This is a genomic window from Bradyrhizobium canariense (assembly GCF_018130465.1).
Taxonomy (GTDB): Bacteria; Pseudomonadota; Alphaproteobacteria; order Rhizobiales; family Xanthobacteraceae; genus Bradyrhizobium; species Bradyrhizobium canariense_C.
Window position 1 is genome coordinate 219,487 of the sequence record NZ_JAFCKJ010000005.1, and the last position, 23,745, is coordinate 243,231.

Sequence of the window (23,745 nt, forward strand, 5' to 3'; positions counted from 1 at the left end):
AAGACTGCTGCCTGTGAAAGCACCACGGGCCATGCCATTGCCCATTCGTCACGGGAGACGTGCAACATGAACATGTGGGATCGGACATCGCGAGGGCATCAGCCCTGCCCGAACTGTTGCGGCCCGTCGTCGTCGCGCCGCGGCTTTCTCGCTGGAGTAGGCGCACTTGGCCTTGCCTCGGCCATCCCCGCCGTCGCGGTGCACGGACAGACCAGGCCGGCGCTGATCGATACCCACCTCCATTTCTATCCGCCCGAATATCAGAAGCTCTGGCTTGGCTACGAAGACGCACGCAAGCTGCCGCACTTTCCCGGCCAGGTCGCATGGACCCGCGAGAAGCTCGTCGAGGACATGGACCGCAATGGCATTCGCACAGGCATCCTGTCGGTCGCCTCCACGCCTGGCGTGTGGTTCGACCTTGGGCCGGCTGAAGCTGGCCGGCTAGCGCGCGCCTGCAACGAGTACGCGGCGGAGATGATGCGCGATCATCCGGGCCGCTTCGGCTTGTTCGCGACCTTGTCGATGCTGGACATCGACGCCACGCTCAAGGAGATCGAATATGCGTTCGACACGCTGAAGGCGGACGGAATCGGGCTGCAAAGCAGCTACGGCGACAAATGGCTCGGCAACGCAGCCTACAGGCCGGTGTTCGACGAGCTGAATCGTCGCAACGCGGTGGTTTATGTGCATCCGCTGGTCGCGAGTTGCTGTAGTGCGCTCAGCGTCGGCACGTTTCCGGCGGTGATCGAAGTCCCGCATGACACCACGCGCACGGTGACGAGCCTTCTGCTCAGCGGCTCATTTGCCCGCCACCGCGACATCAAATGGCTGTTCTCGCACGCCGGCGGCACGATCCCGATGATGGCGGGGCGGATCAATTCGTTCTACGGGGCGCGGCCCGACCTCAAGGAATTTGCGCCGGAGGGGATTGAGGGAGAGCTGCGCCGGCTTCACTACGACACCGCGAACGCGACCTTCGCGCCGTCCATGGCAGCGCTGCTCAAGCTGGTCCCCGCCTCCCAGATCACCTACGGCACCGACTATCCCTATTTCGGCCTTGGCCAGTTCGCGCAGCTGCAGAAGCTCGGCCTCTCGACAGGGGATCTCGATGCGATTGGCCATGAGAATGCGATACGTCTCGTTCCCCGGCTGCAGGCTTAGAGCATCATCCTGAAAAGCCGGGAGCGGCTTGCGGCTGGCGTGTGGCCCAGCTCCCGATCCCCACCACTCTAGCATCCTGCCAGTGTTTTGCCCGACGGGTCAACGTCATGGCAGCGGCGAATGTCGTCGTTGCGCGATTCGGAAATCCCTTATTAATCAAGGGGCCTTCTACTGTGCATGGGGTTGTTTTCGCGTTTTTTTGTTTCGGGCCCCAGAAAAACACGCAAGGCCCGCAGGACCACCTCACCCCTCCTGCAAGATCTCCGCGATCGCGGCCCCCGCTGCGATCGTGCCGAGCTTGCCGCCGACGTCGCGCGTCGCCCTGCCCTCGCCGATCGCTTTCGCCACCGCCGCCTCGATCGCACGTGCGGCTTCCTCGTATCGCACCGCGCCGCTGTCCTCGCCATGCCAGCCGAGCAGCAGCGCGGTCGAGAGGATCAGCGAGACCGGATTGGCGACGTCCTGCCCGGCGATGTCGGGCGCCGAGCCATGCGCGGCCTGCGCCATGGCGTGGTTGTTACCGACATTGAGCGAGCCGCCAAGGCCGAGGCTGCCTGAAAGCTCGGCCGTGAGATCGGACAGGATATCGCCGAACATGTTGGTGGCGACGATGACGTCGAAGCGGGCGGGGTTGCGCACCACATGCGCCATCATGGCGTCGACGAGGATGTCGTCGACCCCGAGGCCGGGATAGGCGTTCGCCGCCTCGCGACAGATGTCGAGAAACATCCCGTCGCCGAGCTTGAGCACATTGGCCTTGTGCACGATGGTGAGATGCTGACGCCGCTTCATCGCGAGACGGCAGGCGGCGTGCGCGATGCGCTCGCAGCACAGGCGCGTGATCCGGCGCAGCGAGATCACGACATCGGGCGTGACCAGCATCTCGCCATTGCCCTGCTCCATGTTGCGGTCGGCGTAAAACCCTTCCGTGTTCTCGCGCACCACGAGGAGGTCGAAATCGCCGACCCGGCCGGACCGCCCCGCATAGGTGCGTGCGGGCCTGACATTGGCGTAGAGGTCGAGGTTCTTGCGAAAATGCCGCGATGGATTGATCTCGCCATGCGCCTCGTCCTTGAAATCGAAGGTCGCGGTCGGCCCGAGGATCAGGCCGTCGGCGGCGCGGACGATGTCGAGCAGCTCGGGGCGCACGGTCGTACCGAACTGCTTGAGACTCGCATGGCCGACTGCGTGCTCCTCCAGGCGCAGATTGAGCTGGAAACGCTCGGAGGCCGCGCGCAGCACGCCCGATGTCGCGGTCGTGATCTCGGGCCCGATGCCGTCACCGGGCAGAACGACGATGTGCATGGCGATCCCCTGAAATTGCAGCAGTTCGCGCGATGATACGCCAACGCCCGGAATCATCGCCCAGCCTTCGCGCATACACAGCATGCAAGCATATGCCTGTGGAAGGCCGCCGCGCCGTAGTACATGCCAAAAGTCCCCTCAGCCACGCCGCCGGAGCAACGCGCTAACGCAATGACAATCACGTTACCTGCCGCCGCGCGCGAGCCCGACCACTCCATTGCCGACGGCCTTCCGGCCGCACAGCGGCGTTGGGCCATCGCCGCGATCTTCACGGCGCTGGCGATGGCCTCGCTCGACACCGCGATCGCCAACATCGCGCTGCCCGCCATTGCCGGCGACCTGCATGTCAGCCCGGAGCAATCGGTCTGGGTGGTCAACGTCTACCAGATCGCGCTGGTGGCGACGCTGCTGCCGTTGGGGGCGCTCGGCGAGATCGTCGGGCACCAGCGCATCTATCTCGGCGGCCTGATCCTGTTCACCATCGCCTCGCTGTTCTGCGCGGTGGCCTGGTCGCTGGAGAGCCTGCTCGTTGCGCGCACGCTGCAAGGGTTAGGTGCGAGCGGCATCATGAGCGTCAACACGGCGCTGGTGCGCTTCGTCTATCCCGGAAGGATGCTCGGCCGCGGCTTCGGCCACAACGCGCTGGTGGTCGCGACTGCCTTCACCTTCGGCCCCTCGATCGCCTCCGCCATCCTCGCGATCGGCCCCTGGCCATGGCTGTTCGCAGTCAACATCCCGTTCGGCCTCGTCGCGATCGGCATCGGATTTGCGATGCTGCCGAAGACGCCGCGTGCCGATCACGGCTTTGACTTTCTCGGCGCGATCCTGGCGTCGGCCTGTCTCGGGTTGTTCATCACGGGCATCGGCAGCGCCGCGCATAATCTGTCACCGGTGGTCGTGGGCATCGAGCTGGTCACGGCTCTGGTGCTAGGCGTTGTCTTGACGCGCCGCCATGCCGACCATCCGGCGCCGATGCTGCCGATCGACCTGTTCAGCCGGCCGATGTTCGCACTGTCGGCGGCGACGGCGGTGTGCTCCTTTGCCGTGCAGGGTCTCGCCTTCGTCTCGCTGCCGTTCTATTTCGAGGATGTGCTGGGCCGTTCGCAGGTCGAGACCGGCTTCTTCATGACGCCGTGGCCGCTGGTGGTCGGCATCATGGCGCCGATCGCCGGGCGCCTCTCCGACCGGCACGCGGTCGGATTGCTGGGCGGCATCGGGCTCGTGCTGCTCGGCCTCGGCATGGCGCTGCTCGCGATGCTGCCGGCCAATCCTGCGATCCCCGACATTATCTGGCGGATGGTGATCTGCGGCATGGGGTTCGGCTTTTTCCAGGCGCCGAACATGAAGGCGGTGATGTCGAGCGCGCCGCCGCATCGCAGCGGCAGCGCCTCGGGCATCGTCGCCACCGCGCGCCTGACCGGACAAACGACGGGGGCCGCGCTCGCCGCAGCCTGCTTCTCGCTCGCCGATCACGACGGCGCGACCGTAGCGCTGGCACTCGGCGCCGGCTTTGCCGCGCTCGGCAGCGTGATGAGCTTCTTGCGGCTGGCGGTGAGGTAGACCGTCAAGCCAGATGTCGGGCCGCCGTCACGTCGACCGTTGCGACCGGAATGACCGTCTCCTCGTCAAGCGCAGCGAGGCGCACGTCGATCGCATCGATGACCTTGCGCGAGAACGGCCCGAGATGCGCATAGGCCGCGATCATCTGCACCGCAATTCGCGCCGATGACGTGTCGCGCTTGGCGCAGTTCATGAAGGTCTGCCAGAGCGGCCCACGCGCCTCGGGAAGGGCTGTGACGACCTTGTGCACCGTTTCCATCGCCCCGAGCCCCGCGCGAATATCGCCTTCGGCGAGTTCCTGCCGCTGCCTGGAACGGTCGAGCAGCGTCATCAGGCGATCGACGCGTCTTGCATAGGCAGCCGGGCTGTAGATGTGCTCCAGCACGCGTTTGTAGTCCGTCAGGATGTCGCGCAACGGGCGCACCGGATCGAAGTTGATGCCGGCGGTACACTGATCGGCGCCGATGGTCGGCGCCAGGTCGTGGCCCGGGTGCAGCCGGCCTTCGCGCTCCAGGCGGCGCGTGAGTTGCGTGTTCGGCAACGCATAGAGCAGGCCGACCATCGCGACCGGGATGGCGGCCTCCTCGATGAAGTCGATCATGGCATCCGCCATCGAGAGCTTCTCGTTGTCGAAGCCGACGATGAAGCCGGCGGTCACGAGCATGCCCGCGGCGTAGATCTTGTGGATGCTCTCGGCGATGTTGCGCCGCGTGTTCTGCTTCTTCCGCATCGCGACCAGCGTCGCCGGATCCGGACTTTCGATACCGACGAAGATGGCGAAGAAATTCGCCTGCCCCATCAGGTCCAATAGCTCGGGATCGTCGGCCAGATTGACCGAGGCTTCAGTCGACAGTTCGAACGGATAGCCGTGAGCCCGCTGCCATTCGGCGAGCTGGGGCAGGAACAGCCGCAGCGACTTTTTGTTGCCGATGAAGTTGTCGTCGACGAAGTCGAGATGGCCGCGGTAACCCATGGCGTAGAGCGTATCGAGCTCGATCAGGATCTGCGCGCTCGTCTTGGTTCGCGGCACGCGTCCGTAGAGCTCGATGATGTCGCAGAACTCGCAGGTAAACGGACAGCCGCGGGAATACTGCACACCGAGATAAAGGTAATCCTCGAACTTCAGCAGGTCGAAGCGTGGCACCGGCGTCTTGGTGACGTCGGCCTGGAATTTCGGCGCGATGAAGACGCCGGACCGTGCGCCACTGTCCCAGGCCGCGACGAATTCGTGGAGAACGCTTTCGGCCTCGCCGAGCACCTGGAAGTCGGCCCTCTCATAGATGTGAGGGCTCGAGGTGGGATCGGGACCGCCGACGACCACCGGCTTGCCCGCGGCACGGCACGTTTCGATCAGGCGCAGCGTGTCGGCCTGCTGCGGCATCATTCCGCCGGTGAAGACGACGTCGGCCCAGGAAAGATCCTCGTCCCCGAAGGACTCCGTGTTGCAATCGATCAGCCGGACCGTCCAGCTCTCGGGCAACATCGCGGCAACGGTGATCAGGCCCAAGGGGGCGGCGGGGCGCTTCACGCCCAACACTTTGCAGGATTCGCCAAAGCTCCAGAAGGACTCTGCCGAGAATAGCGGATAGAGCATCAGGACGTTGCAAGGCTGCGGTGCGTTCATGGAACCCCTTTTGGCTTGGTCCCACTGTAGCAAAGCGTCATCGACTTGCATCCCGGCAAAAAGGACAAACTGTCGCTGCGGCGCAGCGGTAATCGAGCCGGGAACCCGCCATTCACCGCCGGACGTCGTCCCAAGCCGCGAATTGGCGTTCAGAGACGCCTGCGCGCCGCGGCCAGCCGGGAACCCGGCACGCGGTGCAGGCGAATCAATCAGCAGCGCTCGGTCGCCAGCATCTTCCGGCTGCTTGCCAGCACGTCGCTGCACCAGGCGAAGAACGCGCCGAGAAACTCGCGGCCGGGCGCATCAGTGCGGGCGTGCTGCCGCAACGTCTCGAACCCCGACTCCATCCGCGAGGCATTGCGTGCCAGCAGTACGCGGATGTCGCTGCGGACTTGCGGGTCGTCTTCCTGCTCGAGCATGTGCACGTCGAGCTGGGTGACGTGGATGAACGAATATTGCGCGTGCAGGACGGCCGTCATCGGACGCGGCCGGTCGACCACGATCGGGCTGGGATAGAGCTCGTCCTGCGGATTGCTGATGATCCGGATCGCATTCTCGTTGGCGACGCCAAAAGCCCTCAGCTTGTGATGGGCCATCTCATGGACGATCGCCTGCGCGGTCGCGAGCGGGCAATTGACCGTGAGGCCGATGACGCCGAAACGCGCGTCGACCGAATGGCTGGCCGAGCCCAGGCGGCCGGGGCCATCGGCCGGCTGCTCGGTGTCGAGATAGCACTGGATGGTGTGCACGATATCAGGCCATTGCTTCGCAGCGAGCGGCCAGCGGCGGACGTAGCGAAGCGCCTGTTCCATTGCCGCGACAGCTTGCGCATCCGGGACAAACCGCGGCGCGGGCAGCAGCGGATCCTCGGTGTGCAGGGCAACCCTCCCCTCCGCAATCGCCGGCGCACCATTCACCGGAGGCCGCCGCGGCGGCAGCGGCCGCCACGGTGTCGGTTCGGTTTCGATCAGGCCGAGCGCGACGGCGGTGTCGTAGCCGTCGGCTTGCGGTCGTGCCGTGCGTTCCCAGTCAATCGACGTCGCATCCATGGCGAGATCTCCTTCGAACCGGTCAATGCGGGCGACCACTGGTCGCCGAGAGCGCTGCGGACACGCGCCCTGCGCGTCCCGGCAGCAAGGCAAGCCCCATCGTTGCCGCAAGCGTATCGATGTCGTTGTGCCGGTACAGCGAGCGGTCGGTGCCGATCACGATCACCGATTTTGCGATCGCGCAGACGGCAGCAAGAGCTTCGCGGTCGCCAAGGCGCTCCGGATCGACGAAGGCGAGATCGATGCCTTCGGGCGCAAGACGCGACAACGCCGCAAGCGCCTCAATGCTGGATCCGCCGAGAATTGGCCGTGACGCACCGACGCGCCGGCGCGCGGCCTCCGCTGCCGCGGCATCTTGCTCGATGCCGTACAATTTTAGCCTTGGCTTTGTCTGTGAGACCAGCTCCAGCAACAATCCCTCGCCGCAACCGACGTGCACGACCGATGCAGCGCGGCGCAGCGCAGCGGTCTGCTCCCAGACCACGGTGCTGAAGCGCGAGCGCATGGCGAAGGGATTGTCGAAGCCGGCCGCTTCAAATCCAATGCCGATTTCGGTAAGGATGTCGGCGCTATCCGCGGGCTTCGCAATCGCGGCCGCCGCGCGCTCTCGTTTTGCCGGGCGTGTCGCCGCTGCGCCATGACGAGGCGGCATGCCCTCGTCGGACAGCCATGTGCAGCGATACGCAGCCGTCGTGACCTCGGCGATGCCGTTGACCAGCGATGCATCGACCGCCCAATCCGCGATCTCGTCGAGCCAATTCATTTCTTCGGCGAACCCAAGCTCGCGGCCGAGATCGATGAACTCGTGTGAACGCTCGCGCGTCGCTGGGCAACTCGATGAACACGGCGCGTGTCTCACCGGCCCCAATCCCAGTACCGCCAGCGCGACGTGGGCATGCACGGGCGTTTTGTCACCACACGTAAGCAAGCCGGCCAACGGATCGCTTCCGCCGCGCCGAAGGTGGTCTGCCCAGGACTTTGCACAGCACGCCGGATAGCCGAACCGTATCGCTGTCTGTTCGAAGCCATCCGCCGCCGGCTCGGCGATCGACGTATCGAGCGGCGCAGCGCCGATCAGGAAGGCATAATCGAGCAATCGTTTCGGGTCGTCGATCGACGCCTCAAGCGACCAGTCGGCGGCATAACCGAGTGACGCCTTGATTGGCTTGGCGTCGAGGCCGATCGAGCGCGCCCGCTCGGTCAGCGCGCCGATGTCATCATAGCTGGTCCACAGCACCGTCGCCGGAATCCGCTTCCGACGCACCATCTCCAGCTCGATCGCAAGCGCCGCATGCCTGAGAGGTTCCAGACGCGGCTGCCAGAGCGCGCGCGCCTGCGGGCCGCTGAAGCTGATGCGCTGCGCGGTCGCCTTGGCGGCATCGGGCTCGCGCGGTGTGGCCGCGAGCGGAGGACGGGGCCAGGTCAACCAGCATGTCGGCCCCGCGGAATTCATGTTGCTTCCGCCTGTTGCAGCAGTGAATGCAGGGTCGGATTGTCGCCGATCGACCACGCTGCGATCATCTTCGCTTCGAGCTCGGACCGGTGCTCCGACCGGCTGATCGCGGTTTGCCCGTTTGCAAGACGTTCGGTCTCGATGTCTTCGAACAGGCCGAACCACACCGGACAATCGATCGAGCGCATTCGCCAGTCGCCGCCGATCGCGGTGCCCGGACAATTGCCCTTGCAGGCGAGGAAGAACCGGCAGTCCTGACATCCACCATCGGCTTGCGGCGTGCGATAAAGCGAGAGCTGGCGATCGAACGCCTCGCGGCCGGCACGCAGATGGGTCACGCCGTCCTTGTTGGTACGGCCGCAATTGCCGAGCCGGCCGTCGCTCTCGACGCCCACCACGGCGCGTGTCGCGTAGGGATCGCAGGCATGGAACACGCACGAGGTCTGGGCATCATCTCCCCCGAGCATCGCGGCCATCTCGGCGAAGATGTCGAACTGGACTGACGGCAGTTCTTGTTCGAGCCGGCGCAACCGACGCAGAGCCGCAAGGTTCTCCTGCGCGGTGAGCGCGAGACCCTCGCCGGCTTCGGTTTCGTCCTGCTCCAGCAAGTGCAAGCGCAGCTTGCGGACACCGAGGCCGCCGAGAAACCCGATCCACGCGCACAACACGTTCAATCGATCCGGCGCGGCATTCATCCGGTTCAACGTCACGATCACGTTCGGCGGCATGCCCTCGCGGCACAGCGTCTCGATCGCCGCCTCGATGCGCGCGGTCGCACGCCGCGTCGCCGGCAGGCTGCCGGCCCAGCGGGCGTCGTTGAGCGGGCCTGGCCCGTCGATCGAGATGCCGACGCGTACGTGGTACTTCCTGAACAGCTCGATGTCGCGCTCCTCAATCAGCGTGCCGTTGGTCTGCATGCCGACGCCGCCGTGGCGGTCGAATCCAAGCCGCATCAAGCGTTCGAGATCGGGTCGGCGCGTCAGCATGATCTCGCCGCCGAACAGGCTGAATGGTTCCGCCAATTTGTCCAGCGTCGCGACGATCGCATCGAGATCGTAACGCGTCGGCACGTTGCCGGCGGTGCGGATGCCCTCCTGATAACAGTAGCGGCACTTGATGTTGCACTTGTCGCCGAGCGGCCGGACTTCGACGGTCATGGCTGCACCCGTTCGAGGCCAACCGGTTCCTCGCGGACCTCCGTCAAGCTTGCATGTTCTTCATGCTGAGCCGCCACACGTCCGCGCGGCAGCACGAAGCCGAGCGGAAACTCGGCTCGGGCCTCGGCATCAAAGACCTCTCGACCGGCCTCGGTGACGAGCGACAACATCCTGCCGTCGATCTCGATCGCGAACCGCCGCGTCAGGAGCGCATCCATGGCGGCCTCGATCGATGCGGCATCGAAACGACCCGCGAGCTGCGCGACGACGTTCGGCCGGGTCGAGGGATTGCGCAGCCAATCGAGCACCGCGATCTCGACCGGTGTCGGACAATAGAACGGCTGAAGCGCACATGCCCGCGTGTCACTGACGAGATGAGCGGCGCCTACGGCCGTCATCGTCAATTGCGGCGCGAAAGGCTGGTCGAACCATCGCGCGCGCCATGCGGCGCTTGCGGCCTTCAGCGACACCAGGTCCTGTTCGCGCGCGGCGTCGGGCGCGTCGCCCTCGAAGAAATAAGCAAGGTTGGCGAGGTCCTCGTCGGGGAGGTCGTAGATCGCGCCATAGGCCGGCATCGGCGTGACGTTGCGAAACCCGATCTCCGCGGCGCGTTCGAAATTGGGGCTGAAGCGATCGAGGCGGATGCGACCGCAGCCGACCGGCGGCTGAAGATGCTCGAGCAGCGGGGCCATTTTGGCGACGGCGTCGTAGGCGTCGCAGGGCTCGCCGGGAAATCCGTACAGGATCGACCAGACCAGCCCGACACCCAGCTCGCGACAATTGCGCAGCAAGCGGAGATTGAGCAGGGCGCTCACGCCCTTGCTCATGAGATGCAGCACCGGATCGGACAGGCTCTCGATGCCGGGCTGCAACCAGACCGTCCCCGCGAGCGCCAGCTTCTCGAGCTGCGCCTCGTCCATGTTGGCCTTGATCTCGTAGAAGAAGCGAAAGCCGTGCGCCGGGCGTTCGGCGAGCTTTCCGAGCACGCCGTCGATGTGGCTCATGCCCAGGATGTTGTCGGTCGCGGCGAAACGTCCGATCCCGAATTGCGCATGCAGCGTCTCGATCTCGTGCAGCACGCGTGGCGGCGACTTGGCCCTGAACGCCATGCCCTCCCCGTTCAGGCCGCAGAAGGTGCAGTGGTGCTTCTGTCCCCACCAGCAGCCGCGCGAGGACTCGAATGGTATGGAGGGGCGCACGCGCGCGGCTTCGGACAGATCGGCCAGTTGCGCGAAATAGTCGGCGTAGTCGGGGATCGGCAGCGCATCCATGGCGGTCGGTCCGGCGGCTGCCCCGGCGGAAGGCTGATCGCGGGACAGGCATCCGGGCACGCCGCGAGGCTGCTCGCCGCGCAGGATCGCCTCGACGGCCGGGCCGAACACGGTATCGGCTTCGCCGTTGAAGACATGGTCGATCTGCGTGAAGTTCTTCAGCAGCACTGCGCCCATCGGCCCGTGGCAATTGGCGCCGCCGAAGCAGATCACGACCGAGGGGTCTCGCGCCTTGACGGCAGCCGCGATCGCCAGCGAGGCGACCGTCTGCTCGAACATCGAGGTGAAGCCGATGATTTTGGGATTGCGTTCGAGCAGCCGGTCGGCCGCGTCCGCGACAAAGGACGGGATCAGGTCGCGACGGATCTCGTAGAGCTGCGCGAGCCCCTTGCGCTCGATCGCAACGCCGAGCTCGCTGATATGGCGCAGCGCCTGCGGCCGGCCGGGCCGCCTGCCCAGGCAATCGCCGAACAGCCAATCGCCCGCAAGGAGATGGCTCGGCAGCTTCTCCGCAAGCTGCTCGTTCAGATCGAGCCCGATGCGGTCGGCGAAGAGCAGGTTCAGGTAGAGCGTCTCGGCCAAAATGCCCTTCTCCCGCAGCAGCGCCTGCAACAGGCCAAGCGCCGCCGACGGCCGCACCACGGACATCACCGGCGCCGAGCAGAAGAGGACATCGACGCTCATGGGATCGCCACGATGTTTGCGGGCGCGGCCTGGCCGTCCAGCAGGATCTCGCAGGTCTCGATTTGAGGCCGCCGCATTTCGGCGGCGGCGCGCACGCGCGCCAGCAGTTCCGGCGAGCGGAAGATGCGATCGCAGGCGGTGCAAATGCCGTCGAAATCCTCAACGCGCATTGGCGCGGGATCGTCGGCCGTCACAGTCGCGAGAATGGCAACAGGTCCTTCCAGCCTGATCCATCTGTAGAGCGGATCGTCGGCGGCCGCCCGCATGGCGGCTTCGATTCCCTCTTCCGCGATGTGGCCGACCTTCAGGGATTCGTAGTGAGGAAGCACGCCGCAGCAGGGCTGGATGCCGCCCTCGTGATCGACCGTGAGGGTGTGGAGAACGGATTCGCACGGTCCGCGGTAAGCCGACGCGTGACGAACGCGCCCCGCTCGCGTTTCCTCATCCGTATCCTCGCCACGACCGGTCGAATTGGCGACAGTTTCGTAGATGTTGATCCCGGGCTCATCCTGAAGCCCAAGGTCGACGCGCAGGCTGGCGGCGGTGATCTTCGAGCCGGCCTCGATCACCACCGCGATCCTGAGCAGCAGGCCGCACTCCCGCGCGGCCGCGACCGCATTGGCAATGAAGTTCAGCGGCACGAACTCCGCGTGTGGATCATCGTAAGACAACGTCATTTCTGTAAGGCCGGCGGTGCGCAATTGGCGGACAGCCACCATCGCGCGCGCGGGCGACTTGGCCCAGAACGCACTCGTGGTGATGCCGGCGCGCAAGCCCAGCGATGTCGCCAGCGCCACCGCGTCCGCAACGATGTCCGCATGCAGCATCGGATCGCCCCCGACGAAATGGACGATCTCCATCGACGGGATCTGCGCGACCTGGCGAATGCAGCTATGCACGTCCGCGGCGGACAGATGGCCGCCTTGGAACATGTCAGATGAAAAGCAGCAGTGCGAGCATTTGAGCGGGCATTTCAGCGTGACGTTCAAAACGAGATTCTTAGGCGTCACCCTGGCCGCGCGGAAATCGGATAAATATTGTGCGCCGAGCGCCATGGCCGACGACCCCATATCCCGGCTGCCCGGCGAACCGGTCAGCCGGCCATCATGATCTGCCGTCGAGATACTGCCGAAGCCGGATCAGAGGATGTCGATATGGATCGAGCCGGCCTGTACGCCGCCGCTCCGCGTGGCCAGCTTGTTTCGCAGCATGGACGCGGTCTGGTCGTCGAGCTCAACGCCGACGCTGCTCAGATACGAGACCGGGTCCTTGCTGACGTCACTGGCAAGGCCGAGCAGGTCCGCGTGGGTGGTGAGTCCGGAAGGCGACTTCGCTTTGAGATCGTTACCTGACGCAAGAACTTTTTCGAGATCAATCGTGACGATGCGACCCATGGCACTTCTCCCTTAGGATGGACTAATGATCCATCAAACCCAAGGTTGTACAATACCCTGAGATAGTCAAATTAATTCGTTGCGACCAAAGGCTGTGGCTTTGTACGGCCGTTCACAACGCCACTACACCGCGCTCCCGGCATTCTTCCCTGCGCATTCAAGTCTCTTTGACGGCCACCCCTCGGACTGTTGATTTGAACGTTTCCAGTTTGCCGGACACATTGCGCCGCTGAGTCCAATCGGTGGATTGGACCAATCAGGGGACTTGCGATGGCAAATCTAACAATCAACGGAAAAACCTTCACACTCGACGTCGAGCCGGATACGCCGCTGCTGTGGGCAATCCGCGAGAATGCCGGCCTGACCGGCACGAAATATGGCTGCGGCATTGCACAATGCGGCGCCTGCACCGTTCACATCGACGGCGTCGCCACCCGCTCCTGCGGGGTTTCGGTCAGCGAGGCCGCAGGCAAGAAGATCACGACCATCGAAGGGCTCGCCTCCGGCAACACGCTGCACAAGGTGCAGGAAGCCTGGATTGCCCAGGACGTTCCGCAATGCGGCTATTGCCAGAGCGGCATGATCATGGCGGTGGCCGCACTCCTCACCGAGAAGCCGAAGCCGACCGACGCCGACATCGACGAGGCCATCACCAATATCTGCCGCTGCGGCACCTTCCAACAGGTGCGCGAAGCGATCCATACGATCGCAAGCGCGTAAGGAGCCGCCACATGAACAAGCATGTCTCTCCCAGGATGAACCGCCGTGCCTTCGTCATCGGCACCGCCGCGGTCGGCGCAGGTCTCGCAATCGGCCTCGATATCCCCTTCGGCGGCCCCGCCGTGGTCCGCGCGGCCGACGGCTCGCCCGAGATCGGCGCCTGGGTCGTGGTCAGGCCCGACGACACCGTCGTCATCCGCATCGCCCGCTCCGAAATGGGCCAGGGCTCGCTCACCGGCCTCGCCCAGCTCGTCGCCGAGGAACTCGAATGCGACTGGTCGAAAGTCTCGACCGAATATCCGACACCGGGCCAGAGCGTCGCCCGCAAGCGCGTCTGGGGCGATTTCTCGACCGGCGGCAGCCGCGGCATCCGCTCTTCGCAAGACTACGTCCGCAAGGGCGGCGCCACCGCAAGGGTGATGCTGATCCAGGCCGCCGCCGAGGCGTGGAAAGTGCCGGCGTCCGAATGCACGGCCGCCAACAGCGTCATCACTCACACGCCGTCCGGCAAGACCACGACCTACGGCAAGGTCGCCGAGGCCGCGGCCAAGCTGACGCCGCCGACCGACGTCAAGCTGAAGGACCCCAAGGACTGGAAGCTGATCGGCAAGGGCGTGAAGCGGCTGGACACCGCCGAGAAGACCACCGGCACCATGATCTACGGCATCGACGTCAAGCTGCCGGGCATGCTGAACGCCGCGATCAAGGACTGCCCGGTGTTCGGCGGCAAGGTGAAGAGCTTTGACGAAGCCAAGATCACCGGCATGAAGGGCGTCAAGAAGGTCGTCAAGGTCGGCGATACAGCGGTCGCGGTCGTTGCCGACACCTGGTGGCACGCCAAGACCGCGCTGGAGGCGCTGCCGATCGTCTGGGACGAGGGCGACAACGCCAAGGTCTCCAGCGAGTCGATCGCGAAATGGCTGACTGAGGGCCTCGCCAACGAGCAGCCGGCCTATGTCGGCAACAAGAACGGCGACGCCAAGGCGGCGATTGCCAGTGCCGCCAAGAAGATCGAGGCCGTCTACAGCTATCCATACCAGAACCACGCCACCATGGAGCCGATGAACGCCACGGCGGTCTATACGGCGGACAAGTGCGAGGTCTGGTGCGGCACGCAGAATGGCGAGGCGGCCTTCGCCGCCACGCTGGAAGCGTCGGGCCTGCCGGCGGAGAAGTGCGACGTGCACAAGGTGATGCCCGGCGGCGGCTTCGGCCGGCGCGGCCAGACCGACTATGTCCGCCAGGCCGTCCTGATCGCCAAAGAGATGCCAGGCACGCCGATCAAGCTGTTGTGGTCGCGCGAAGAGGACATGGCGCACGGCAGGTATCACCCGATCACCCAGTGCAAGATGACCGGCGCGTTCGATGCCGACAACAACCTGGTCGCGCTGCACTACCGACTGTCCGGGCAATCGATCCTGTTTTCGCTGCGTCCCGAAGCGCTGCAAAACGGCATGGATCCGGCCGCGTTCCAGGGCGTCGCCCAGTCCGGCGAAGCCGCGTTCGGTTACTCCGTGCCAAACCTCCTGGTCGAGCATGCGATGCGCAACCCGCACGTTCCACCGGGCTTCTGGCGCGGCGTCAACGTCAATCACAACGCGATCTACATGGAATGCTTCATGGACGAGCTGGCCCAGGCTGCAGGCCAGGACCCGCTCGAATTCCGCCGCAAGCTGATGGGCAATCACCCCAAGCATCTGGCGGTGCTCAATGCCGTGGCCGAGAAGATCGGCTGGAGCACCCCGGCGCCGCAGGGCATCTATCGCGGCATCGCGCAGGTGATGGGCTATGGCAGCTATGTCGCCGGCGCCGCCGAAATCTCGGTGACCGACGGCAACAAGATCAAGGTGCATCGCATCGTCGCCTCCACCGATCCCGGCTACGTCGTCAATCCGGCGCAGGTGGAGCGGCAGATCGCCGGCTCCTTCGTCTATGGCCTCTCCGCGCTGTTCTACGGCGGCTGCACCGTCAAGGACGGCCGCATCGAGCAGTCCAACTTCGACACCTACAATTCGATGCGCATCAACGAGATGCCGAAGGTGGAGTCGGTGATGGTGCCGAGCGGCGGGTTCTGGGGCGGTGTCGGCGAGCCGACCATCGGTGTCGCGGCGCCGGCGGTGCTCAATGCGTACTTCGCGGCGACGGGCAAACGCATCCGCTCGGTGCCGCTGCGCGACCAGAACATCACCTTCGCCTGATACACGCCGCGGCGGCCGTAACGGCCGCCGCGCCACACTTTCCGGACAAGACTCATGAATGCGCCGGTGACACGGCGGGATGCCGTCTTCGGTATCACCGCCGCGGCCACATTATTCGCCGTCCCTTCGATCCTGCGCGCGCAATCGGCGGGCCGCGTCGTTGTGGTCGGTGGCGGCTTTGGCGGTGCGGCCTGTGCGCGCGCGCTCAAGCGCGCGCAGGGAAACTTGCAGGTCATCCTGATCGAACCCAATGCGGTCTTCACCTCCTGCCCCTTCAGCAACGAGGTGATTGCGGGCCTGCGCGACATCGAAGCGCAGCAGTTTGGCTATGACAAGCTTGCCGCCGAAGGCGTCACCGTGATCGGCCAGGCCGTGACTGCGATCGAACCACAGCGGCGCAGCGTGATAACGGCCGATGGCGTTGCGCTGCCCTATGACCGTCTCGTGCTCTCGCCCGGCATCGACTTCCATTTCGAGGCCCTGCCTGGCTACGACGACGCGGCATCAGAAAAAATGCCGCACGCCTGGAAGGCCGGCGCGCAGACGCTGCTGCTGCGTCGGCAGTTGGAGGCCATGCCGGACGGCGGCACTGTCGCCATCACGGTCCCCGCCAATCCCTCGCGCTGCCCGCCGGCGCCTTACGAGCGCGCCAGCCTGATCGCGCATTACCTGAAAACGAAGAAGCCGCGCTCAAAGGTCTTGATCCTCGATGCCAAGGACAATTTCTCCCAGCAGCGACTGTTCGAGAAGGCGTGGAAGGAGCTTTACGGCGACATGATCGAACGCATCGGGCTGTCGCAAGGCGGCCGCGTGACCTCGGTCGATCCCGCGACAAGGACCATCGTCACCGAATTCGGCAACTACACGCCTGACGTCGCCAACGTCATTCCGCCGCAACGCGCCGGGCGCATTGCCGAGATCGCAGGCGCTGCGGATGCGACCGGCTGGTGCCCGATCGATCCTGTTACCTTCGAGTCGAAGCTGGTCCAGAACATCCACGTCATCGGCGATGCCTGCCTCGGCGGGGGCATTCCCAAGTCGGCCTCCGCGGCAAGCGCGCAGGGCAAGGCCTGCGCTGCCGCGATCGTGAACCTCCTTGCCGGCCGCGCGCCAGAAACGCCGCGATTGACAGGCGTCTGCTACAACACCGTCGCACCCGGCTACGGCTTTTCACTCGCGGGCAATTACCAGCCCAAGGGCGACATCTTCGCCGAGGTCGAGGGCGGCGCGACCAGCCCGGTCGACGCGCCGCGCGAATTGCGCGCCCGCGAGGCGACTGAAGCCGAGCGCTGGTTTCAAACCGTCACGGCGGACACCTTTGGCTAGAGCATCGGTCCATATCGCAGCTCTGATCGCCGCCAGTTGCGCCTTCGCCTGCCATGCAGGCGCCGAGGAACTCCTGCCCTACAACATCGCCGGCGACGGCATTGTGGAATCGCTCACCGGCGCGCCCGGCGATGCCGCGCGCGGGCGCGCGCTTGTGCTCGCGCGCACCACCACCTGCATCCTCTGCCATTCCGGCCCCTTCCCCGAGACCCGGTTCCAGGGCGACCTCGCGCCTGATCTCACGGGTGCGGGGAACCGCTGGACGGCGAGCCAGTTGCGGCTTCGACTGGTCGATGCAGCGCGCTTCAACCCTGAGACCATCATGCCATCCTATTATCGCAACGACCACCTCGTACAGGTCGGACGGAATTTCGCCGGCAAACCGATATTGTCCGCCGCCGAGATCGAGGACATCGTGGCTTTTCTTGCAACGCTTCGGGACTAGGACTGTTCATGCCAACCACGCGACGACAATTCCTGAACCTTGCCGGAAGCGTGTCGGTCGCCGGGACGATCCCGATCGTCACGCTGCGGCCGCTCGAGGCGACACCGGCGATGCTCAGCGCCGCGATCCGCAACGTGGTCGGCGAAGCACCTGTGCGCACCGGCAAGGTGAAGCTCGACATTCCGCCGCTGGTCGAGAACGGCAACACGGTGCCGATGACCGTGAGCGTCGCGAGCCCGATGACGGCGGACGACCACGTCAAGAGCATCCACGTCTTCAACGAGAAGAACCCGCAGCCGAACATCGGCAACTTCTACCTCAGCCCCTCCTCCGGTCGCGCCCAGGTCTCGACCCGGATCCGGCTCGCCGACACCCAGAAGGTGGTGGCGATCGCGCGTCTTTCCGACGACACGTTCTGGCAGGTCGCGACCGAAATCGTCGTGACACTGGCCGCCTGCACCGAGGAGATGAACTGATGGCCGCGCTCATCAACGTTCCGGCGAAGGCCCGACGCGGCGAAATCATCGAGATCCGCACGTTGACCTCGCACATCATGGAAACCGGCTTCCGCCACACCGCGGACGGCGCGCTGGTGCCGCGCGACATCATCACGAATTTTACGTGCCGCTACAACGGCGCCGAGATCTTTCGCGCCGATCTCTTTCCGGCGATCGCGGCCAATCCTTATCTGTCGTTCTTCACGGTCGCGAAGGAGAGCGGCAAGTTCGAGTTCGAATGGATCGGCGACAACGGCTATTCGTCCAGCGCATCGGCGTCGATCACGGTCGAATGAGTTTTTGGCGCGCGATATCGGCCGCGGCGCTCCTCGCCACGACCCCTGCCCTGCTCGCCGGCGAGATTCCGCCGGACGCGCGCCGCTCCGGCTATTCGTTCATGGCGCCTGACACACGCGCGATGCAAGATGACGACACTTCAAATCCCGGCATGCTGTTCGTGCTCGACGGTGAGGCGTTGTGGACCAAGAAGACCGGCAGCGCCGACAAAGCCTGTGCGGATTGCCATGGCGATGCCCGCGGCAGCATGAAAGGCGTCGCGGCGCGCTATCCGGCCTTCGACAAGGCGCTGGCGCGCCCCGTCACGCTCGACCAGCGCATCAATCTGTGCCGCAGCAATCATCAGCAGGCGCCGGCGCTGCCCTACGAGAGCCGCGACCTGCTGGCGCTGTCCGCCTTCGTCGCGCACCAATCGCGCGGCACAGCGATCACGGCTGGCGACGATCCCCAACTGAAGCCATTCGTCGAACAGGGCCGCGACCTCTTCATGCAGCGCGAAGGCCAGCTCAACCTTGCCTGCACCAATTGCCACGACGACAACTTCAACAAACGACTTGCCGGCGCGCCGATCACGCAAGGACAACCGACCGGCTATCCGCTTTATCGCCTGGAATGGCAGACCCTGGGCTCGCTGGAGCGGCGGCTACGCAGTTGCATGACGGGCGTCCGCGCCCAGGCCTATGATTACGGCGCGCCCGAGCTGGTTGCGCTCGAACTCTATCTGATGTCGCGGGCGCATGGCTTGCCGATGGAGACGCCGGCCGTGCGGCCCTGAATTCCACAGATTAGGACTAGGCAGACGCGGAACGGCCGCTAGTATCCGCCCAAATTGAGTCACAGGGAGGGACCTAAAGTGGTCAACCACAAAATCTCGCGTCGTACGCTCTTGACGGGCACTGCCGCAGCTGGCGCGCTCAGCCTGACGGGATTGCCGGCACGCGCCGAGGTCAACTGGAAGAAATACGCCGGGACCAAGCTTGAGGTGATCCTCGCCAAGGGACCTCGCGGCGACAACCTGCAAAAATACGTCAAGGAGTTCACCGAGCTCACCGGTATTCAGGTCGAATCCGAGCAGATTCCCGAGCAGCAGCAACGCCAGAAGGTGGTGATCGAGCTGACTTCGGGACGGCCCAGCTTCGACGTCGTCCATCTCAGCTACCACGTGCAGAAGCGGCAGTTCGAGAAGGCCGGCTGGCTCGCCGACTTGACGCCCTTCATGAAGGACCCGGCGCTGACCGCGCCCGATCTCGTCGAGAGCGATTTTTCCGCCGCCGGCCTGCAATACGCCAAGAACGGCAAGGGCCAGATGCTGTCGCTGCCGTGGTCGGTCGATTATTTCATCCTCTACTACAACAAGGAACTGTTCGAGAAGAAGGGCGTCGCCGTTCCCAAGACCCTCGACGAGATGGCTGCGGCGGCCGAGAAGCTCACCGATGCCAAGGAAGGCACCTACGGCTTTGTCGGGCGCGGCCTGCGCAACGCCAACATGGCGATGTGGAGCAACTTCTTCCTCAACTATGGCGGGGAATTCCTCGACGCCAAGGGCAACATCCTGACCGACGGTCCGGAAGCCATTGCCGCGACCAAGCTGTATCAGACGCTCCTGACGAAATCGGCACCGCCCGGCGTCGCCGGCTTCAACTGGATGGAGTCAATGGCCTCGTTCACCCAAGGCCGATCCGCGATGTGGATCGACGGCGTCGGCTGGGCACCACCGCTGGAAGATCCGGCCGCCTCGCGCGTCGTCGGCAAGGTCGGCTACACCGTCGTACCCGCCGGCCCCAAGGGCCAATATTCCTCGACCTATGGCGACGGCATCGGCATTGCTGCTGCGAGCAAGAACAAGGAAGCCGCCTATCTGCTCTGCCAATGGGTGGTCTCGAAAACCCAGGGCGCGCGGCTGCTGCAGGCCGGCGGCGGCGTGCCGTTCCGCAACTCGATCCTTGGCGATCCCGAGGTTCAGAAGGGCGTAAAGACCAAGGAGTGGCTGCAATCGGTGATCGATTCCGGCAAGATCAGCAAGCTGGGCCTGCCCGTCGTGATTCCGGTCGCCGAATTCCGCGACATCGTCGGCGCCGCGGTCACTGCGACCTTGTCCGGCGCCGATCCTGCCGCCGAGCTGAAGAAGGCCAACGATCAGTACCGGCCGATCCTGGAGCGTAGCGAGAAGGCGTGAGTGCGTTGACACAATCGACTCCGGGCGCGGCACAGTCTGATGCCGCGCCGGAGAAAGAGTTGCGGCCGCCGTCGTACTGGCCGTTCGTGGTGCCGGCGCTGGTCGTCGTGCTCGCGATCATTATCTTCCCGTGGGTCTTCACGATCTGGATGAGCCTGAACGAGTGGAAGGTCGGCTCGTCGACCACCTTCGTAGGAGTTTCCAATTATCTGCGGCTGACGAGCGATCCCCGCTTCATCGAGGCCATCGGACATACACTGGTCTACACCGCACTGTCCGTGCTGCTGCCGCTCGTGCTCGGCACGTTTGCGGCCGTGGTGTTTCACCAGAAATTCCCCGGCCGCGGCTTCCTGCGCGGCGTCTTCATCATGCCGATGATGGCGACGCCGGTGGCGATCGCGCTGGTCTGGACCATGATGTTCCACCCGCAGCTCGGCGTGCTGAACTATCTGCTGTCACTGGTCGGAATCCCTGCGCAGCTCTGGGTGTTTCATCCCGCTACCGTCATTCCTTCGCTGGTGCTGGTCGAGACCTGGCAATGGACGCCGCTGGTCATGCTGATCGTGCTGGGCGGCCTGGCTGCGATCCCGACCGAGCCTTATGAAAGTGCACAGATCGATGGCGCCAGCGTCTGGCAGGTGTTCCGCTTCATCACCCTGCCGCTGATCATGCCGTTCCTGTTCATCGCCGGCATGATCCGCATGATCGACGCCGTGAAGAGCTTCGACATCATTTTCGCGATCACGCAGGGCGGACCGGGATCGGCGTCGGAGACGATCAACATCTATCTCTACAGCGTCGCCTTCTCCTATTACGACCTCGGCTACGGCTCGGCGATCGCGGTCGTGTTCTTCCTGCTGATCATCCTGCTTGCCGCGGTGATGCTGTACGCCCGCCAGCGTATGGTGTGGACCGAGATCGAGAGCGGCGCATGAGCCCACGTCAGATCCTTGGACAGATCGGCCTGTGGCTTTCGGTGTTCGTCATCGTGTCGCCGGCGATCCTGTTCTTCCTCTGGATGCTGTCGCTGTCGCTCAAATTCGAGATCGACAACGCCGCCTATCCGCCGGTGTTCATTCCCGAGCATGTCGCCTGGAAGAACTATGCCGACGTGCTCGCCTCCAACCGCTTCCTGACCTATTTCATCAACAGCCTGATCGTGACCGGCAGCGCGACGTTGCTTGCGCTGCTCGTCGGCGTTCCCGCCGGCTATGGGATTGCGCGGATGGCCGCGCACAAATCCGCGATCGTGATCCTGATCGCCCGTATCACGCCGGGATTGTCCTATCTGATCCCGCTGTTTCTCATGTTCCAGTGGCTGGGACTGCTCGGCACGCTGGTGCCGCAGATCATCATCCACCTCGTGGTCACGGTGCCGATCGTGATCTGGATCATGATCGGCTATTTCGAGACGACGCCGATGGAGCTGGAAGAAGCCGCGCTCATCGACGGCGCCTCGCGCTGGCAGGTCTTCCGCCATGTCGCGCTGCCGATCGCCAAGCCCGGCATCGCCGTCGCCTTCATCCTGGCCGTGATCTTCTCCTGGAACAATTTTGTGTTCGGCATCGTGCTGGCCGGACGCGAGACACGCACCCTGCCGGTCGCTGTCTACAACATGATCTCGTTCGACCAATTGAGCTGGGGGCCGCTCGCGGCCGCCGCGCTGATCGTCACCCTCCCGGTGCTGCTGCTCACGGTGTTCGCCCAGCGACAGATCGTCGCCGGGCTAACCGCTGGTGCCGTCAAGGGCGGGTAGCTACTCCGCCGGCGCGGCGTGCATGTCCGCATGCGGCATGTAGGGCTCGCTCGCGCCGAGCCTGCTGGCCGCGAACAGACCGGCGGCCATCACGGCATAGGCGAACGCCACCGCGGGCGTGACGCCGAATCCGCCGCCGATGCCGACGGCTTCGCCGTGCATGAAGCCGAAGTAGGTCAGGACCGCACCAACCAGCGCAAACGCCGAGGCTTTCTCGAAGTCGCGCTCGATGATGAAGACGCCGATCGCGCCCAGGATGAGGCCGCCGAGGATGGAGCCGCCGCCCATCACTTCTAACCCGTGATAGAACACGCCCTGCTGCGGCAGTGCGGCGATCGCCGCAGCCTTGACCGCGTCGGCCTTGTCGGCGGCGAGCCCGCCGACGGTGGTCGCTGCCATCATGGTCGAGCCCAGCATCGTGTCGATCTGGAGCTTGGCCCAGGCGGCGAGATGCGGCGTCAGTGCCAGCACGATCGCGGGCGCGTGCTTGACCGGCGTGGTCTGGAATGCCTGCGCGCCGATCAGCATGCCGATATAGAGCAGGATCGGGGAGATCGCGACGACCGGCACCAGCGCCAGCAGCACCGAGATGATGCCGAACCAGGCCAGCACGACTACCATGATGCCGGTCGCAGCCGAATAGCCGATCCGGCCGCCCATCGCCTTCCAGCCGGGATGGCCGATATAGACGGCGTTGATGAAGGGATTTCCCATCAGGCAGCCGATCAGGCTGACGACGCCGTCGGCGGTGAGCACGCGCGTGGTCGGATATTCGTCGCCAGCGGCCTCCGCACTCTCGACATTGTCCATGGCCTCGACGAGATCGTAGATGCCGAACGGAATGGCGGTGACCAGGATGATTCCGAGGAATTCGAAGCCGGAGAAGACGTAGCCTACCGCCGGGATCGGCACCGAGAAGCCGAAATTGGCAAAGGCATCACCGACGCCCTTGACGCTCAGTCCACCGAGACCGAGGCCGAACAGGTTCGAGCCCCAGGCGATGACCATGCCCACCGCGATCGCAACGAGGCCGGCGGGAATGCCGCGCCAATATTTCACGCCGCCGAACCAGCTCACCAGGATGATGGCGAAGCAGACCAGACCGATCTGCGGCGTCATGTACATTTCGAGCGCAGGGCGCATCGAGATGAAGGTGACGGAGACGCCGGCGAGTGTGCCGAGCAGCGCCGCGCGCGGTGTGATTTTTCGAATGAAGGGCGCGATGAAGCCGCCGATCATCAGGATAAAACTCTGGAAGAACACCCAGACCAGGCCTGCCGACCAGCCCTTGAGCGGATCACCGGTCTTGATCGTGATCGGCAGCATGATCACGAAGGTGACGATGAACATGTGCGGCACGCTGACGCCCGAGGGCAACGCGCAGACGTCGGTGCGGCCGGTCTTCTGCGCAAGGCGATAAGCGAGAAATGCGTAGTAGAAGGTCGACAGGCACATCATCAGCCCGAGCGCGGGCAGGATGCGGCCGAACACGAGACTGTCCGGCATCTTCAGCACGAAACGAAGCAGGCCCGTGAGCACCAGCATGTTGACGAGGATGTTGGTGCCGAAGCCGAAAAACGCGTTCCAGTCGCCCGGTGTCCATAGTGCCGGCTTGAACTCGGACTTGTTCAGATCAGATTTGCCGGCTGTCCCCGTCATACTTGTGCTCATG

The 23,745-nt window shown here is 64.7% G+C and carries 21 protein-coding genes; 12 read left to right on the forward strand and 9 right to left on the reverse strand.

Going from position 1 to position 23,745, the window contains the following annotated elements; genetic code table 11:
- The first annotated feature begins 66 nt into the window (after positions 1-66).
- Positions 67-1,161, forward strand: coding sequence for an amidohydrolase family protein (locus tag JQ591_RS16630; RefSeq protein WP_211397095.1), 1,095 nt, complete (start codon positions 67-69; stop codon positions 1,159-1,161).
- Positions 1,162-1,404: 243 nt separating this feature from the next.
- On the opposite strand, the gene JQ591_RS16635 is transcribed toward JQ591_RS16630, so the two are convergent.
- Positions 1,405-2,466 carry an isocitrate/isopropylmalate dehydrogenase family protein gene (locus JQ591_RS16635; protein ID WP_211397096.1) on the reverse strand — a complete coding sequence of 354 codons (1,062 nt, stop codon included), beginning with the start codon at positions 2,464-2,466 and terminating at the stop codon, positions 1,405-1,407.
- A gap of 171 nt (positions 2,467-2,637) precedes the next feature.
- Here JQ591_RS16635 and JQ591_RS16640 point away from each other — a divergent pair, with 171 nt between their 5' ends.
- Entirely contained in the window at positions 2,638-4,026 is a 1,389-nt protein-coding gene (locus JQ591_RS16640; protein WP_211397097.1) for an MFS transporter, read from the forward strand.
- A 4-nt stretch (positions 4,027-4,030) separates the two neighbouring features.
- On the opposite strand, the gene JQ591_RS16645 is transcribed toward JQ591_RS16640, so the two are convergent.
- The 7 genes from JQ591_RS16645 to JQ591_RS16675 all read right to left on the reverse strand — a co-directional run bounded on the left by JQ591_RS16645 (position 4,031) and on the right by JQ591_RS16675 (position 12,658).
- Complete coding sequence (locus JQ591_RS16645; RefSeq protein ID WP_211397098.1) at positions 4,031-5,650, reverse strand: B12-binding domain-containing radical SAM protein; 1,620 nt, start codon at positions 5,648-5,650, stop codon at positions 4,031-4,033.
- Positions 5,651-5,859: 209 nt separating this feature from the next.
- On the reverse strand, positions 5,860-6,699 hold the full coding sequence (locus tag JQ591_RS16650; RefSeq protein WP_211397099.1) for an aKG-HExxH-type peptide beta-hydroxylase: 840 nt from the start codon (positions 6,697-6,699) through the stop codon (positions 5,860-5,862).
- Between the two features lie 22 nt (positions 6,700-6,721).
- Positions 6,722-8,125 carry a hypothetical protein gene (locus JQ591_RS16655; protein ID WP_249137073.1) on the reverse strand — a complete coding sequence of 468 codons (1,404 nt, stop codon included), beginning with the start codon at positions 8,123-8,125 and terminating at the stop codon, positions 6,722-6,724.
- Between the two features lie 23 nt (positions 8,126-8,148).
- Entirely contained in the window at positions 8,149-9,309 is a 1,161-nt protein-coding gene (locus JQ591_RS16660) for a radical SAM protein (RefSeq protein WP_211397101.1), read from the reverse strand.
- On the reverse strand, positions 9,306-11,264 hold the full coding sequence (locus JQ591_RS16665) for a RiPP maturation radical SAM C-methyltransferase (RefSeq protein ID WP_211397102.1): 1,959 nt from the start codon (positions 11,262-11,264) through the stop codon (positions 9,306-9,308). The genes JQ591_RS16660 and JQ591_RS16665 overlap by 4 nt, the downstream gene beginning before the upstream one ends.
- The gene (locus JQ591_RS16670; RefSeq protein WP_349630384.1) at positions 11,261-12,334 is read right to left on the reverse strand and encodes a radical SAM/SPASM domain-containing protein; all 1,074 of its coding nucleotides are present in this window, start codon (positions 12,332-12,334) and stop codon (positions 11,261-11,263) included. Before JQ591_RS16670 ends, JQ591_RS16665 begins: the two co-directional genes overlap by 4 nt.
- A gap of 69 nt (positions 12,335-12,403) precedes the next feature.
- The gene (locus JQ591_RS16675) at positions 12,404-12,658 is read right to left on the reverse strand and encodes a hypothetical protein (protein WP_211397103.1); all 255 of its coding nucleotides are present in this window, start codon (positions 12,656-12,658) and stop codon (positions 12,404-12,406) included.
- Positions 12,659-12,928: 270 nt separating this feature from the next.
- Here JQ591_RS16675 and JQ591_RS16680 point away from each other — a divergent pair, with 270 nt between their 5' ends.
- The 10 genes from JQ591_RS16680 to JQ591_RS16725 all read left to right on the forward strand — a co-directional run bounded on the left by JQ591_RS16680 (position 12,929) and on the right by JQ591_RS16725 (position 22,073).
- Positions 12,929-13,378, forward strand: a complete 450-nt coding sequence (locus JQ591_RS16680; RefSeq protein WP_211397104.1) for a (2Fe-2S)-binding protein — start codon at positions 12,929-12,931, stop codon at positions 13,376-13,378.
- 11 nt (positions 13,379-13,389) lie between these two features.
- Positions 13,390-15,576 (forward strand): xanthine dehydrogenase family protein molybdopterin-binding subunit, encoded by a 2,187-nt coding sequence (locus JQ591_RS16685; protein ID WP_211397105.1) that lies wholly within the window; start codon positions 13,390-13,392, stop codon positions 15,574-15,576.
- Between the two features lie 54 nt (positions 15,577-15,630).
- Positions 15,631-16,902: an NAD(P)/FAD-dependent oxidoreductase gene (locus JQ591_RS16690; RefSeq protein WP_211397106.1), complete on the forward strand. Its 1,272-nt coding sequence runs from the start codon at positions 15,631-15,633 to the stop codon at positions 16,900-16,902.
- Positions 16,895-17,347: a sulfur oxidation c-type cytochrome SoxX gene (soxX, locus tag JQ591_RS16695; protein WP_211397107.1), complete on the forward strand. Its 453-nt coding sequence runs from the start codon at positions 16,895-16,897 to the stop codon at positions 17,345-17,347. The genes JQ591_RS16690 and soxX overlap by 8 nt, the downstream gene beginning before the upstream one ends.
- Before the next feature lie 8 nt (positions 17,348-17,355).
- Positions 17,356-17,823, forward strand: coding sequence for a SoxY-related AACIE arm protein (locus tag JQ591_RS16700; RefSeq protein ID WP_211397108.1), 468 nt, complete (start codon positions 17,356-17,358; stop codon positions 17,821-17,823).
- Positions 17,823-18,140, forward strand: coding sequence for a thiosulfate oxidation carrier complex protein SoxZ (soxZ, locus tag JQ591_RS16705; protein ID WP_211397109.1), 318 nt, complete (start codon positions 17,823-17,825; stop codon positions 18,138-18,140). Before JQ591_RS16700 ends, soxZ begins: the two co-directional genes overlap by 1 nt.
- On the forward strand, positions 18,137-18,916 hold the full coding sequence (soxA, locus tag JQ591_RS16710) for a sulfur oxidation c-type cytochrome SoxA (protein ID WP_211397110.1): 780 nt from the start codon (positions 18,137-18,139) through the stop codon (positions 18,914-18,916). The genes soxZ and soxA overlap by 4 nt, the downstream gene beginning before the upstream one ends.
- A gap of 78 nt (positions 18,917-18,994) precedes the next feature.
- Positions 18,995-20,317 (forward strand): ABC transporter substrate-binding protein, encoded by a 1,323-nt coding sequence (locus JQ591_RS16715; RefSeq protein ID WP_211397111.1) that lies wholly within the window; start codon positions 18,995-18,997, stop codon positions 20,315-20,317.
- Positions 20,314-21,252 carry a carbohydrate ABC transporter permease gene (locus JQ591_RS16720; protein WP_211397112.1) on the forward strand — a complete coding sequence of 313 codons (939 nt, stop codon included), beginning with the start codon at positions 20,314-20,316 and terminating at the stop codon, positions 21,250-21,252. Before JQ591_RS16715 ends, JQ591_RS16720 begins: the two co-directional genes overlap by 4 nt.
- Positions 21,249-22,073, forward strand: coding sequence for a carbohydrate ABC transporter permease (locus tag JQ591_RS16725; RefSeq protein WP_211397113.1), 825 nt, complete (start codon positions 21,249-21,251; stop codon positions 22,071-22,073). Before JQ591_RS16720 ends, JQ591_RS16725 begins: the two co-directional genes overlap by 4 nt.
- On the opposite strand, the gene JQ591_RS16730 is transcribed toward JQ591_RS16725, so the two are convergent.
- The gene (locus tag JQ591_RS16730; RefSeq protein ID WP_211397114.1) at positions 22,074-23,744 is read right to left on the reverse strand and encodes a regulator; all 1,671 of its coding nucleotides are present in this window, start codon (positions 23,742-23,744) and stop codon (positions 22,074-22,076) included.
- Between the last annotated feature and the right edge of the window lies 1 nt (position 23,745).

Bases quoted from the DNA above. Each gene is read 5' to 3' on its own strand.
- JQ591_RS16630 (WP_211397095.1), top strand. From the start codon at position 67: ATGAACATGTGGGATCGGACATCGCGAGGGCATCAGCCCTGCCCGAAC.
- JQ591_RS16635 (WP_211397096.1), bottom strand. From the start codon at position 2,466: ATGCACATCGTCGTTCTGCCCGGTGACGGCATCGGGCCCGAGATCACG.
- JQ591_RS16640 (WP_211397097.1), top strand. From the start codon at position 2,638: ATGACAATCACGTTACCTGCCGCCGCGCGCGAGCCCGACCACTCCATT.
- JQ591_RS16645 (WP_211397098.1), bottom strand. From the start codon at position 5,650: ATGAACGCACCGCAGCCTTGCAACGTCCTGATGCTCTATCCGCTATTC.
- JQ591_RS16650 (WP_211397099.1), bottom strand. From the start codon at position 6,699: ATGGATGCGACGTCGATTGACTGGGAACGCACGGCACGACCGCAAGCC.
- JQ591_RS16660 (WP_211397101.1), bottom strand. From the start codon at position 9,309: ATGACCGTCGAAGTCCGGCCGCTCGGCGACAAGTGCAACATCAAGTGC.
- JQ591_RS16665 (WP_211397102.1), bottom strand. From the start codon at position 11,264: ATGAGCGTCGATGTCCTCTTCTGCTCGGCGCCGGTGATGTCCGTGGTG.
- JQ591_RS16670 (WP_349630384.1), bottom strand. From the start codon at position 12,334: ATGGGGTCGTCGGCCATGGCGCTCGGCGCACAATATTTATCCGATTTC.
- JQ591_RS16675 (WP_211397103.1), bottom strand. From the start codon at position 12,658: ATGGGTCGCATCGTCACGATTGATCTCGAAAAAGTTCTTGCGTCAGGT.
- JQ591_RS16680 (WP_211397104.1), top strand. From the start codon at position 12,929: ATGGCAAATCTAACAATCAACGGAAAAACCTTCACACTCGACGTCGAG.
- JQ591_RS16685 (WP_211397105.1), top strand. From the start codon at position 13,390: ATGAACAAGCATGTCTCTCCCAGGATGAACCGCCGTGCCTTCGTCATC.
- JQ591_RS16690 (WP_211397106.1), top strand. From the start codon at position 15,631: ATGAATGCGCCGGTGACACGGCGGGATGCCGTCTTCGGTATCACCGCC.
- JQ591_RS16700 (WP_211397108.1), top strand. From the start codon at position 17,356: ATGCCAACCACGCGACGACAATTCCTGAACCTTGCCGGAAGCGTGTCG.
- soxZ (WP_211397109.1), top strand. From the start codon at position 17,823: ATGGCCGCGCTCATCAACGTTCCGGCGAAGGCCCGACGCGGCGAAATC.
- soxA (WP_211397110.1), top strand. From the start codon at position 18,137: ATGAGTTTTTGGCGCGCGATATCGGCCGCGGCGCTCCTCGCCACGACC.
- JQ591_RS16725 (WP_211397113.1), top strand. From the start codon at position 21,249: ATGAGCCCACGTCAGATCCTTGGACAGATCGGCCTGTGGCTTTCGGTG.
- JQ591_RS16730 (WP_211397114.1), bottom strand. From the start codon at position 23,744: ATGAGCACAAGTATGACGGGGACAGCCGGCAAATCTGATCTGAACAAG.